The following is an 11,949-nucleotide window of genomic DNA, read 5'->3' on the forward strand; positions in this document are numbered from 1 at the left end:
CATCGGCGCCCATGAACTCAGTCGACGGGAGAGCTGATGACGAAGCGTGTGCTGGTGACCGGAGCAGGCGGACCGGCCGGAGTAGCCGTGATCCGATCCCTCCTCCACCGATCCGATCTGACCGTGTTCGCCGCCGACATGGACGGCTGGGCGAGCGGTATCTATCTGGTGCCCCCGGCGCAGCGTCGCCTGGTCCCTCCGGGGCGGGACGACGACTTCGTGCCGGCGATCGCGCGGATGGTCGAGGCCGATCGGCTCGATCTCGTGATCTCCACCGTCGACGTCGAGCTCATCGCCCTGGCCGAGCGGCGGGACGAACTGGCACCTGCCGTGCTCGCCGCACCGTCGGCAGACACGCTGAACACCGCGCTGGACAAGCTCGCGCTCGCCGAACGGTGCGCGCCGACCGGTCTCACTCCTCGCACGGTCCTCGCCGGCCCTGACGCGCAGGCCGTCGACTGGGAGTTCCCGGTCTTCGCCAAGCCGCGCCAGGGCGCCGGCAGCCGCGGCGTGCGTCTCGTGCCCGATCGCGCGGCCCTCGAGGCGCTGCCCACGGATGAGGGCCTGATCGTGCAGGACTTCCTTCCGGGGGAGGAATACTCGGTCGACGTCATCGCGGATGCGACGGGTCACGTGGTCGCCGCGGTGCCCCGCACCCGTGCGCGGGTCGATTCCGGCGTCGCCATCGCCGGACGCACCGTGCAGGACCCGGAGCTCGAGGACGCAGCGGCAGCGATCGCCCGCGCCATCGGACTCGTGGGCGTCGCGAACGTGCAGCTGCGCCGGGACCGTGCCGACCGGGCCGTGCTGCTCGAGGTCAATCCGCGCTTCCCCGGCGCACTGCCGCTGACGATCGCGGCCGGTGTCGACATCCCGTCACTCGTGGCCGACCTCTTCCTCGGACGCGAGTTGCCGGCGCGTGTGCCGTTCCGCGAGGTCGCCTCGGTGCGCTTCCTGGAAGATGTGATCGTCGAGGTCGACGACCTGCTGGTCTCCGCGCATGCGGGCCATCAGGAGGAGCTGTGACCCACGCCGTGCTGCGCGGCGATCACCACGTGCACTCGACCTTCTCGGACGATGCCGTCTCGACGCTCGCCCAGAACGTCGATGCCGCGGTCGCGGCCGGCCTGACCACGCTGCGTCTGGTCGATCATGTGCGTCAGAGCACCACGTGGGTGCCCGAGTACCTGGCTGCCGTCTGCGCACTGCGTGTGCCCGACGGGCTGACCGTGCTCTCGGGCGTCGAGGCCAAGATCCTCGATGCCTCGGGGTCGCTCGACATCCCGGTTCTTCCCGAAGGCATCGACCGGATCCTGATCGCCGATCATCAGTTCCCGGGGAAGGAAGGGCCCCTCGGCCCCACAGCTGTCCGCGAACGGATCGCCTCAGGCTGGGCCGCGGACGACGTGCTGGATCAGTTCGTCGACGCGCTCATCGCGACGATGCGTCGGCATCCCGGGAATCAGCTCGCGCACTGCTTCTCGATCCTCCCCAAGATCGGTCTGTCCGAGTTCGATCTCGGCCCGGAGCGCACGCAGGCGTGGGCGCAGGCTGCGGCGCAGACCGACACCCTGGTCGAGGTCAATGAGAAGTGGGGGTGCCCCGGCTCCGAAGCGCTGTCGGCCCTCCGCCGCGCGGGGGGAGTGATCGTCGCCTCCACCGACAGCCACGACGCCGCCGAGGTCGGCCGCTATTCGCGCGTGATCCCGCTGCTCGATGCGGTGGAGGTGTCTTGATGGCCGATCTGACCTGGCTCGAGACGGCACTCGTCATCGTGCTCCTGCTCTGCGTCCTGGTCGGCACGCTGCCGGTGATCAACACGGGACTGCAGTTCCTCATGCTGCCGGTGCATGCGTTCCGCAACCACTACGGCAAGGCCGCGCCGTACCATCCGAACGTCGCCGTCATCATCCCGGCGTGGAACGAGGGGGCTGTCATCGGCCCGGCGATCGAGCGGCTGCTCCAGCTGGAGTACCCCGCCGATCGCCTGCGCGTGTTCGTCGTCGACGACGCGTCCACCGACGACACCCCCGCCATCGTCGGGGCCAAGGCCGATGCCCACCCCGGACGGGTCGTGCACCTGCGGCGCGAGAAGGGTGGCGAGGGCAAGGCTCACACGCTCAACCACGGCCTGGATGTGGTGCTCGCCGACGTCTGGACCGAAGCCGTGCTCATCATGGACGCCGACGTGATCTTCGCGCGCGACTCCCTGCGCAAACTCAGCCGGCATCTCGCCGACGACAAGGTCGGGGCGGTGACCGCCTACATCGCCGAGGGCAGCCGCGACCGCAACTACCTCACGCGGTTCATCGCGATCGAGTACGTGATCGGCCAGCTCTCCGCCCGTCGGGTGCAGAACGTCGGCGGCGCGATCGCCTGTCTCGCCGGCGGCGCCCAGCTGCATTCGCGGGCCAACCTCGAGGCGATCGGCGGGCGGATCCCGACGGGGACTCTCGCCGAAGACACGATGACCACGTTCGAGGGCCAGCTCAAGGGTCGCCGGATGGTCTTCGAGCCGCACGCCGTCGTGCTCGCCGAAGAGCCGCGGACGATCGACAGCCTCTGGAAGCAGCGACTGCGCTGGGCCCGCGGCAACGTGCAGCTGACCTCGATCTACCGCAAGCTGTGGTTCCGTCCGAGCCGCGAGCACAACCTGGGCAGCTTCTCGTTCGGACTGGCCTGGTTCACCATCCTCCTGCTGCCCGCGTTCATGCTGCTCGCCGCGGCGGGAATGCTCGCTCTGCTCGTGCTGCACAGCGACATCGCGGAGTTCGTCTTCCGCTTCATGTGGATCTCGGCGGCCTGCATCTACCTGTACTCGATGCTGTACGCGGTGCAGCTCGATCCCCGTACGGGCCGGCACTCCTGGCGCGAGGCGATCATGTTCCCGGGGCTGGGTGCGCTCCTCCTGATGGCGATCGCCCTCTTCCCGTGGGCATTCGAATCCGGTCTCGAGGCCGTCGGACTGGATCTCACCGACGAGACGCGCATCCTCTGGGCCGTGATCTTCTACCTCTGGGGCCCGATCTCGATGCTCGGGATCTGGCTCGCGCGCGCGGTCGAGAAGCTTCCGGGCGGGCGTTTCTTCGCCGGGCTCCTGCTCTACATCTGCGGCTACGGCTCCCTGCTGTGCGCGATCACCGTGGACTCCTACATCAAAGAGTGGCGTCGTGCTGACGCCTCCTGGATCAAGACCGAGAAGATCGGACGCGTCGACTCATGAACGCTGCACCGTCACCCGAAGCCGAGCGGGAGGAGATCGTCGCGGATGCCCGGCGCGAGCGACGACTGATCCCGCAGGCTGTTCTCGCGCTCGTCGTCGTCGTCGTGGTCGTCGTCGTGCGAGAGCTGTTCCTTCGATGACCGGGAGGCCGTTGGCCCTCGTCGTCGAGGACGCTCCCGACCAGGCTGCGCTCCTGCGGCGCTATCTCGATCGTGAGGGCTTCGATGTCTTCATCGCGCACGACGCCGAGTCGGCGATCGCGGCCTTCCCAGACATCGATCCGGTGGTCGCCGTGCTCGATCTGCTGCTCCCGGGGATCTCCGGGCAGGCCTGCGCGCGCCTGGTGCAGGAGCGATTCCCCGACTGCTTCCTCGTGATCAGCTCGGTGCTCGATGCCGCCGACTACCCGCCGGCGGATGCCGCGCTGCCGAAACCGATCACGGGCGCCGACCTGCATCGCATCGTGGAGCAGGTGAAGCGGTGAGGGCGACCCCGATCGACCGGGCCGAGAGCCGGTGGTACCGGATGTTCGACAACCCGAGCCCGCTGGTCAAGCAGCTGCCGTCGGCGGCCGCGATTGTCATCGCGGCGCTGCTGTCATGGGGGAACGCGGACCTGCCTTTCACGAACCTCGGCGTCGCCCTCCTCGGCATCGGCCTTCTCCTCGCTGCGACGCTGCAGGCTGCGGTGCTCAGCGCCCGTCACGTCTATGACGGCTGGGTCGTGCTGCTCGTCCCGATGATCGACATCATCGGGTTCGGTTTCTTCCGGGCCGGCACGGGAGGCGCCTCGTCCATCTTCGGTTCGCTGGTCATCCTGCCTGTGGTGTGGATCGCGGCCGCCCCCGGCATCCGCTGGGTCTTCGTGGTCGGCGGACTCACCTCCATCGCCCTGCTCCTGCCGTACTTCGCCGATCCGCCCTCGACGTCGGTGGAGTGGCTGCGCGGGGTCATCGGGCCGCTGGTGTTCTCCGCGGTCGCGGCCGTCGTCAATGAGCTGTCCCGACAGCAGCGCATGCGCGTCGACCAGGCGGAGGAGCTCGTCGTCGAACGCACGAGAGCGTTGTCGGAGAACGTCGCGATGATCGTGCAGCTCCGCGACAAGGAACGTCAGTACCGCGAGCTGCTGGACTCGTTCGAGAGCCTGTGGGCGTCGATCACGGCGCAGGCGGTGATCGCGACGGACTGTAGCGGGAAGATCACGGCCTGGAATCCCGGAGCGGAACGCCTGCTGGGACTCTCGGCGGAGGAGGCCCGCGACGACGTGCGCATCGACCGCTTCTTCTCGACGGCGGTCCTGTCGATGCTGGCCGCCGACAACGTCGACCGTCCCGGCTCGGACCACGAGCTTCTGCCCGGCTATGCGGAGCTCTCGCCCGGAATCCAGGCGCTGTTCTCGCAGGCTGATGCCGGGCTCCCGGTCGACGGGGACGTCGAGGTGACGACGGCGGGCGGTACGACGGTTCCCGCCCGGGTCACCGTCACCCCGCACAAGGACGGCGCCGGCGCGCAGCAGGGATACCTGTTCGTGCTCACCGACGAGACCAGGGCGGTCGAGGTCGCGCGCATGAAGGACGAGTTCGTCGGGATGATCTCCCACGAGCTCCGCACGCCGCTGAGCGCGATCATCGGCTTCCTCGATCTGCTGCAGAACGATCCCGGTCAGCCGCTCACCGTCGACCAGCAGGAGTTCGTCGGCATCATCGAGCGCAATGCGAAGCGTCTGCTCAACCTCGTCGGTGATCTGCTCTTCACCGCGCAGGTCGAGTCCGGGAGGTTCCCGCTCGAGCGCGAAGAGGTCGATATCGCCGAGCTCGTCCGATCGGCCGTGGTCTCGGCGGGTCCGCACGCGCAGCGCGAGGGCATCGAGATCGAGGCCGAGGTCGGTTCCGACGCGATCACCCTCCTGATCGACTCCGGGCGGATCGGTCAGGCTCTCGACAATCTGCTGTCCAACGCGATCAAGTTCACCCCGCGTGGCGGGCGCGTCAACGCCCGCGTCCGTCCGGTCGACGGGGGAGTGGAGCTGGCCGTGCAGGACACGGGCGTCGGGATCCCGGAAGACGAACAGGGGATGCTGTTCACCCGGTTCTTCCGTGCGTCGACCGCGACGCGCAATGCCGTGCCGGGTGTCGGTCTCGGGCTCACGATCACCCGGGCGATCGTCCTGGCGCACGGCGGGAGCATGGACGTGACGAGTCAGGAGGGCGTGGGCACCGAGTTTCGCTTCGTCCTCCCGTCGGCACCCCGCACCGAGGTGCTGACGAGCCTGAGCCGCGCCGACTGACATCCCACTGCGTGCGCATGAGTGGTACCGTGGATCCATGGATACCACCTTCGTCGCGCCGATGGGTGATCGCGGTCGGCTGGTCATCCCCGCTGAGCTCCGCAGCCGCCAGCATTGGGAGCAGGGTGTGCCGCTGCTGATGATCGAGACTGCGGGTGGGGTCATCCTGGTCACTCGCGAGCAGGCCAAGGCCCTCGTCAGGTCTCAACTGGAAGGCAAGGACGTTCTGGAATCGCTTCTCGCCGAACGTCGGGCGGCCGCAAGCTCCGAGGACGCCGCTGCGTGATCGTCCTGGATGCGTCCGCACTCCTCGCATTCCTGCAGGGCGAACCCGGAGCCGATCGCGTCGAGGAGGTTCTCGACGATGCGGTGGTCGGAGCGGCGAACTGGTCCGAGGTCGCGCAGAAGGTGCGCGCATCCGGTGCCGACTGGGGCGTGGCGTCCGGACTGCTGCTCAGCTATCGATTGCGCGTCGAGCCGGTGTCGCACCGTGACGCCGAGGAGGCGGCCCGGCTGTGGAAGCGTGGGAGCGGCCTCTCGCTCGGCGATCGGCTGTGCCTCGCGGTAGCGGCGCGTCTCGACGCGGTCGCGCTCACGGCGGATCGCGCCTGGGGCGAATCTGAACGCGTCGAGCAGCTCCGGCGTTGACCCTGCACCGCGGAGCGTCGCATCCGTGACGCTCCGTGTCCGGGTGTGAAGCCGGATGACGTGACCCGTACGGCGCGAGTGAGCGGATCGCTACCTTCGGGCCATGACTCTTCTCCAGGACCAGCTCGCCGGCATCGCCGATGTCACTCCCGCCGAGCGCTCGCAGCGACTCACCGACGCCGGAACCGCGTGGAACGAGCGGATCGCCGCGGACGCCGCGAACGCACAGCTCACCTACCGCGTGAGCGGGCGGGGCATCGGCTCCGTCGCCACCGAGATCCGCGCAGGGAAGCACCGCTTCCTGGTCGACGAGCCCGGCGCGCTGGCCGGAGACGACGTGGCGGCGAGCCCCGTCGAGTACGCGCTGGGTGCGCTCATCTCCTGTCAGGTGGTCGTGTACCGTCTCTACGCGCAGGCGCTCGGTCTCACGATCGATGAAATCGAGATCACCGCGGAGGGCGACCTCGATGTGCGCACGCTCTTCGGCATCGACGAGTCGGGGAGGGCGGGCTTCCATGATGTCCGGGTCTCGGTCGACATCACGGGCCCGGACAGCGCCGAGCAGTACGAGAACCTGCGCACCGTCGTCGATGCGCACTGCCCCGTGTTCGATCTCTTCGCGGCGCCCGTGCCGACATCGAGCGCTCTCGCCTGAGCGCGGTTCGGTGCGTGGCGTCCGCGCCTGATAGCCTGGTCGGCTCGGCATGCGCGGGCGGAAGGACGGCCACGCACCGTGGGCTACATCGATGTCTCCAGCGTCTCACTGACGCTCCCCGACGGCAGACCGCTTCTCGACGAGGCGACTTTTCGGGTCGGCGCCGGCTCCACCAGCGCCCTGATCGGACCGAACGGGGCGGGCAAGACCACCCTGTTGCGAATCATCCGGGGCGATCAGGCGGCCGATGACGGGGTCGTGACCATCGACGGCGGACTCGGCGTCATGGATCAGTTCGTCGGTCACGGCGAGGCGGGCGAGACGGTGCACCAGCTGCTGACGCGCGTCGCCCCGGCCCGTATTCGCGCGGCGGCCGAAGCTCTCGAGGCCGCCGAGAACGCACTGATCGAGCGCGACGAGCACGACACGCAGATGGCGTACGCGTCGGCGATCTCCGAGTACGCGGACGCCGGCGGCTACGAGCACGAGACCGTCTGGGATCAGTGCACGGTGGCCGCGCTCGGCGTGCCGTTCGAGCGGGCGCGATATCGCGAGCTCACGACGCTCTCCGGCGGAGAGCAGAAGCGGCTCGCGCTCGAAGCCCTGCTGCGCGGACCCGACGAGGTGCTGCTGCTCGACGAGCCGGACAACTACCTCGACGTGCCGACGAAGCGGTGGCTGGAGGAGCAGCTGCGTCAGACGCCGAAGACCGTGCTGCTCGTGTCGCACGACCGCGAGTTGCTCGCACGCGCCGTCGACCGGCTGATCACACTGGAGCCCGGCGGCGCCGGTGCCACGGCATGGGTGCACGGCGGAGGGTTCGCCACATACCAGCAAGCGCGGACCGACCGGATGGACCGCCTCGACGAACTGCGTCGGCGCTGGGACGAGCAGCACGAGAAGCTGCGCACCCTGGTCGCGAACCTCAAGGTCAAGGCGTCGGCGAACGACGGCTTCGCCTCGCGCTATCAGGCGGCGCAGACCCGCCTGCGCAAGTTCGAGGAGGCCGGCCCGCCCGAGGAGCGACCGCCCGCGCAGGACTTCGACATGCGTCTGCGCGGCTCCCGCACCGGCAAGCGGGCCGTGGTCGCACAGCGTCTCGAGTTGACCGGGCTCATGCGGCCCTTCGATGCGGAGGTCTGGTACGGCGACCGGGTCGCAGTGCTCGGTTCGAACGGATCGGGCAAGTCGCACTTCCTGCGGCTGCTCGCGCGTGGCGGCAGCGACCCTGACGCCACCCTCGGTCATGTCACGTCGACAGGAGAGCAGGTCAGCGCGGTCGCGCACACCGGCACGGCGACTCTCGGCGCGCGCGTCGTACCGGGGTTGTTCGCGCAGACCCATGCACACCCGGAGTTCATCGGGCGCACGCTGCTGGAGATCCTGCACCGCGGCGATGACCGTCGGGCGGGGATGCCGCGGGATGCCGCGAGTTCGGCGCTCGATCGGTACGGCCTCGTGCGGCAGGCGCAGCAGACGTTCGACTCGCTGTCGGGCGGGCAGCAGGCCCGGTTCCAGGTGCTGCTGCTCGAGCTCTCCGGGGCGACGCTGCTGCTGCTGGACGAACCCACCGACAACCTCGATCTGGAATCGGCCGAGGCGCTGGAGCACGCCCTGGCGCGATTCGAGGGGACCGTGCTGGCGGTGACGCACGACCGCTGGTTCGCCCGGTCGTTCGACCGTTTCCTGGTCTTCGGGTCGGATGGCGACGTCTACGAATCGGACGAGCCCGTGTGGGACGAGAAGCGGGTCGCTCGGACGCGCTGACGAGAGCAGAACCACGACCGACGCGAGTCCGCGGGTAAAGGGTGAAATAATACCGAGATGATAGATCTCGGGGACATCACTCACGCACGCGGATCAGTGGTTGCGCTCCTGCAACGGAGCGGCCTGGTCGACCGACCTCGGTTGCGGCGGATCTTCGACGCCTTCGAGCGTGAGATCAGGGTCGTGGGTATCTGGGCTCCCGCCGGCTCGGGCAAGTCCGTGCTTCTCCGGCAGTGGATGGCCACCGTCGACGGCCTGGTGTGTTTCGCAGATGCCGCCGATGAGGCGCAGGTGTTCGACGCGATCCAGCGGAGCAGGGCGGCAGGTGCCTCCCGGGTGTATCTCGTGATCGACCAGCTGGATCGGTCGTCGGCGCAAGCGCGGGAGGCCATCGCGGCGGCGGTCGACAGCGGCGATGGCCGCCTTCGGGTGGTTCTCGCCGACAGATTCGATGCACTTCCGGTGTCGCCCGCCAGGTGGGTGCGAACCAGCGAGATCTCCGGTGCCGATCTCGCCTTCACCGCCGACGAGGCGACCAGCCTTCTCGCGGATGTGACAGCCCCCACCGGGAAGCAGCTCCGCGGTCTCCTCGCCCGCACCGGTGGGTGGGCGACCGCACTCGTGCTCGTGCGCCGTCTGCGGGAGACGGGCGACGGCTCGGTGGTGGATCGGTTCGACGGCGACAGTCGCCCTGTCGCCGACTATCTCGTCACCGAGGTGCTGTCCGCTCTCGATCCGGAGCAGGAAGAAGTGCTCGTCTGGTCGGCTGTCGCACCGACGGTATCGGCAGCACTCGCCGTCACGGTGACGGGGAGTCCCGACGCCGGTCGTGTTCTCGAGCAGCTCGCCTGTGCCAACTCGCTCGTGATGCGACAGGACGCGGATTCCTATCGGTTCCATCCCATCCTCTGGGCGTTTCTCGCCGCAGAGCAGCGACGACGCGATCTCCCACGGACGAACAGCACCCACGCAGCAGCGGCGCGGTGGTTCTCGGCGAGGGGCGATCTGCGCAGCGCCCTCGCTCAGACAGTCCGGGCCGCAGACGCGGCCGCGCTCGCCGCCTTCCTCGATCAGCACGGCTACGAGTTGATCTTCCAAGGCGAATCCGGCCCGGTGATGCGTGCCGTTCGTGCGGTCGCGCCCCGGGACCGCGAGAGGCTGGAGGCGGATATGGGGCTGCTTCTCGCGATTCCGCACTTCCCCGATCGCCCAGGGGCAGCGCAGCTCCTCCGTGTCCGCACCCACGCCCAGCGGAGGGTTGAGCGGACCGCCGTGGACGAGATCGTGGACGCGCTGTGGGCGCACGCGAATCGGCGGCGGGGCGACATGCGGGACCGGCCGCCACTAGCCGTCGACGCGTCCTGCTCCCGCGGAACCGCACTCCTTCTCGAGTATGTGCAGGTGTGGACCACGGGAGGGGTGGATGGCGAGATGAACGACAACATGAGCGCGGCGCTCGTGCACCTCGGCTCGCCGACCGCCGACACCTCGGAACTGCGGTGGTTGCGGATGCTCATCCTGGAGAGTGCGCTGTCGATCGTCTCCCGGGCGCCGAGTCGGGTCGACATGGAGCCTGTCCTCCTCCAGATCGAACGTGACCGGCTCAGTGGCGCCGATGAGCGGGATACCGTGGCTGCGCGCGCCGTCTGCCTCCAGGCGACGCGTGCCTATCACCGGGCCGACCCTCTCTCGACGAGCGTGCTGGAGCACTGGAGTCCTCGTGCCGGCGCACGCCTCGACCACTTGACGCAGATGCTCCTCGCGCTCGACGAGCTCACCCGCCGTGGGGGCGGCGCCGCGCTCGCGCGGGTGGTGGCTCTGATCGAGAACGACCTCTCCGACACGGTCTCCAGCCTCGCCTATGCCGTGGTTCCTGCGATCGGGTCCGCCATCCGCCAGGGTGACGTGCCGCTGGCGGACCGGCTCCTCGCGCGCTGTCGTCGTGTTCTCGGCGAATACAGCGTCGAATCGGCGACAGCCGCTTTCCTCCGGCATCCGAACCGTGAGGGCGATCACGTCCTCCGTGAGGCCTTGGCGGGCGGTGCTCCACGATTCAGCCCGCTGGCTCTGGCCTCCGCCTGGGTGGCTCTTGCCGTTCACGCGCACCGCCACAGACGCGACGCGTCGGCGACCGCGGCGATCCTGAACGCGCTGATGTGCGCAGCGCCGCTGGGGGCCGTGCGGCCGTTCCTCCAGGAGGGGAACGAGCCGGCGGTCGTGCTGCGTGCACGCATCGAACGGTTGGGGGCGTGGCGGCCTGTGGCAGAGGAGATTCTCGCGCATCCGGACATGGCGATGCCGGAGAAGGCCGCGACCGTCACGATCGCGAAGCTGACGGCGCGAGAACAGGAGTTGCTGCGGGAGCTTCCCGCCCACCAGAGCATCGCCGAGATCGCAGGGCGTCGATACGTCAGCGCCAACACGGTCAAGTCACAGCTGCGAAGCATCTACAGCAAGCTGCAGGTCAACGGACGTGCCGAGGCGGTCGAGGCTGCTCGCCGTGTCGGTCTGCTCTGACCGGATCGACCGGGGAGGGGCTCGCCATCGCGTGAGACCACGAGCCCCTGCTTCGCCTCGGATCAGCCCGCGAGCACGCGCGTCTTGATCTGCTCGTACTCCGCAGCGGTGATGGTGCCGCCGTCGAGGAGGGCCTTCGCCTTCGCGATCTCGTCGCTCGGGCTGCTGCCGGCCACGGACTTGATGTAGTCGGCGGCGGCGGATTCCGCGGCCTGCGTTTCGCGGACGCCGCGTTCCGCCATCCCTCCACCGCGGGCGATCAGGTAGATCAGCGCGGTGAGGAACGGGACGAAGACAAGGAAGAACGGGACCCGCTCGGATCCCGCAGGCCAACGATCGCTGGCGATGGGAAGGTCGGTCATCCCCCCATCCGGGTGAAAGGCGGTGCACTCGATGCTCGATGTCTTCGAGCACCGACGCCGTTCCGCGACGCTTCGAGCTCTGCCCGAGTCGACCGCCGCGCCCGGGTAGGCTGGAGGGGTGACCATGGAGATCGAGCTCGGCCGAGGAAAGCGCGCACGTCGCGCGTACACGTTCGATGACATCGCGGTGGTGCCTTCTCGGCGCACGCGCAACCCGGAGGACGTGTCGACCGCCTGGACGATCGACGCCTTCGGCTTCGGCATCCCGGTGCTCGGAGCTCCCATGGATTCCGTCGTCAGCCCGCAGACGGCGATCATGCTGGGTCAGCTGGGCGGGCTGGGTGTGCTCGACCTCGAGGGTCTGTGGACCCGGTACGAGAACCCGGACCCGCTGCTCGCCGAGATCGCCGGTCTCGACGAGGGCACGGCCACGGTCCGCATGCAGGAGCTGTACGCCGAGCCGATCAAGCCCGAGCTCATCACCCGTCGCC

General features: G+C 68.9%; 13 protein-coding genes. 12 read left to right on the forward strand and 1 reads right to left on the reverse strand.

Annotated elements, in window-relative coordinates:
• The first annotated feature begins 36 nt into the window (after window positions 1-36).
• The 11 genes from ACNPM4_RS19090 to ACNPM4_RS19140 all read left to right on the forward strand — a co-directional run bounded on the left by ACNPM4_RS19090 (window position 37) and on the right by ACNPM4_RS19140 (window position 11,096).
• On the forward strand, window positions 37-1,026 hold the full coding sequence (locus ACNPM4_RS19090; RefSeq protein ID WP_448986785.1) for an ATP-grasp domain-containing protein: 990 nt from the start codon (window positions 37-39) through the stop codon (window positions 1,024-1,026).
• Window positions 1,023-1,736 carry a PHP domain-containing protein gene (locus tag ACNPM4_RS19095; RefSeq protein WP_448986787.1) on the forward strand — a complete coding sequence of 238 codons (714 nt, stop codon included), beginning with the start codon at window positions 1,023-1,025 and terminating at the stop codon, window positions 1,734-1,736. The genes ACNPM4_RS19090 and ACNPM4_RS19095 overlap by 4 nt, the downstream gene beginning before the upstream one ends.
• The gene (locus ACNPM4_RS19100) at window positions 1,736-3,223 is read left to right on the forward strand and encodes a glycosyltransferase family 2 protein (protein WP_262003344.1); all 1,488 of its coding nucleotides are present in this window, start codon (window positions 1,736-1,738) and stop codon (window positions 3,221-3,223) included. The genes ACNPM4_RS19095 and ACNPM4_RS19100 overlap by 1 nt, the downstream gene beginning before the upstream one ends.
• Window positions 3,220-3,363: a hypothetical protein gene (locus ACNPM4_RS19105; protein WP_167381624.1), complete on the forward strand. Its 144-nt coding sequence runs from the start codon at window positions 3,220-3,222 to the stop codon at window positions 3,361-3,363. The genes ACNPM4_RS19100 and ACNPM4_RS19105 overlap by 4 nt, the downstream gene beginning before the upstream one ends.
• On the forward strand, window positions 3,360-3,707 hold the full coding sequence (locus ACNPM4_RS19110) for a response regulator (protein WP_029262253.1): 348 nt from the start codon (window positions 3,360-3,362) through the stop codon (window positions 3,705-3,707). The genes ACNPM4_RS19105 and ACNPM4_RS19110 overlap by 4 nt, the downstream gene beginning before the upstream one ends.
• Window positions 3,704-5,509 carry a sensor histidine kinase gene (locus ACNPM4_RS19115; protein WP_448986790.1) on the forward strand — a complete coding sequence of 602 codons (1,806 nt, stop codon included), beginning with the start codon at window positions 3,704-3,706 and terminating at the stop codon, window positions 5,507-5,509. Before ACNPM4_RS19110 ends, ACNPM4_RS19115 begins: the two co-directional genes overlap by 4 nt.
• Before the next feature lie 37 nt (window positions 5,510-5,546).
• Window positions 5,547-5,795, forward strand: a complete 249-nt coding sequence (locus ACNPM4_RS19120; RefSeq protein WP_091034950.1) for an AbrB/MazE/SpoVT family DNA-binding domain-containing protein — start codon at window positions 5,547-5,549, stop codon at window positions 5,793-5,795.
• Complete coding sequence (locus ACNPM4_RS19125) at window positions 5,792-6,157, forward strand: type II toxin-antitoxin system VapC family toxin (RefSeq protein WP_029262256.1); 366 nt, start codon at window positions 5,792-5,794, stop codon at window positions 6,155-6,157. Before ACNPM4_RS19120 ends, ACNPM4_RS19125 begins: the two co-directional genes overlap by 4 nt.
• Window positions 6,158-6,260: 103 nt before the next feature.
• A complete protein-coding gene (locus ACNPM4_RS19130) occupies window positions 6,261-6,812 on the forward strand; it encodes an OsmC family protein (protein WP_091035867.1) in 552 nt (183 codons plus the stop codon).
• A gap of 78 nt (window positions 6,813-6,890) precedes the next feature.
• Window positions 6,891-8,579, forward strand: coding sequence for an ABC-F family ATP-binding cassette domain-containing protein (locus ACNPM4_RS19135; RefSeq protein ID WP_448986793.1), 1,689 nt, complete (start codon window positions 6,891-6,893; stop codon window positions 8,577-8,579).
• Between the two features lie 57 nt (window positions 8,580-8,636).
• A complete protein-coding gene (locus tag ACNPM4_RS19140) occupies window positions 8,637-11,096 on the forward strand; it encodes a helix-turn-helix transcriptional regulator (RefSeq protein WP_448986795.1) in 2,460 nt (819 codons plus the stop codon).
• Window positions 11,097-11,158: 62 nt separating this feature from the next.
• Here the strand turns inward: ACNPM4_RS19140 and ACNPM4_RS19145 are convergent, their stop codons facing one another.
• Complete coding sequence (locus tag ACNPM4_RS19145; protein WP_448986797.1) at window positions 11,159-11,458, reverse strand: SHOCT domain-containing protein; 300 nt, start codon at window positions 11,456-11,458, stop codon at window positions 11,159-11,161.
• Window positions 11,459-11,582: 124 nt separating this feature from the next.
• Between ACNPM4_RS19145 and ACNPM4_RS19150 the strand changes: the two genes are divergently transcribed.
• Window positions 11,583-11,949, forward strand: a 367-nt coding sequence (locus tag ACNPM4_RS19150) for an IMP dehydrogenase (protein WP_448986829.1), incomplete at its 3' end; no start/stop codon positions are given.

This window comes from Microbacterium umsixpiens, assembly GCF_053543675.1.

What these genes read in the sequence shown, in the direction of transcription:
- ACNPM4_RS19090 (WP_448986785.1), top strand. Translation starts at nt 37, where the DNA reads ATGACGAAGCGTGTGCTGGTGACCGGAGCAGGCGGACCGGCCGGAGTA.
- ACNPM4_RS19100 (WP_262003344.1), top strand. Translation starts at nt 1,736, where the DNA reads ATGGCCGATCTGACCTGGCTCGAGACGGCACTCGTCATCGTGCTCCTG.
- ACNPM4_RS19105 (WP_167381624.1), top strand. Translation starts at nt 3,220, where the DNA reads ATGAACGCTGCACCGTCACCCGAAGCCGAGCGGGAGGAGATCGTCGCG.
- ACNPM4_RS19110 (WP_029262253.1), top strand. Translation starts at nt 3,360, where the DNA reads ATGACCGGGAGGCCGTTGGCCCTCGTCGTCGAGGACGCTCCCGACCAG.
- ACNPM4_RS19120 (WP_091034950.1), top strand. Translation starts at nt 5,547, where the DNA reads ATGGATACCACCTTCGTCGCGCCGATGGGTGATCGCGGTCGGCTGGTC.
- ACNPM4_RS19130 (WP_091035867.1), top strand. Translation starts at nt 6,261, where the DNA reads ATGACTCTTCTCCAGGACCAGCTCGCCGGCATCGCCGATGTCACTCCC.
- ACNPM4_RS19140 (WP_448986795.1), top strand. Translation starts at nt 8,637, where the DNA reads ATGATAGATCTCGGGGACATCACTCACGCACGCGGATCAGTGGTTGCG.
- ACNPM4_RS19145 (WP_448986797.1), bottom strand. Translation starts at nt 11,458, where the DNA reads ATGACCGACCTTCCCATCGCCAGCGATCGTTGGCCTGCGGGATCCGAG.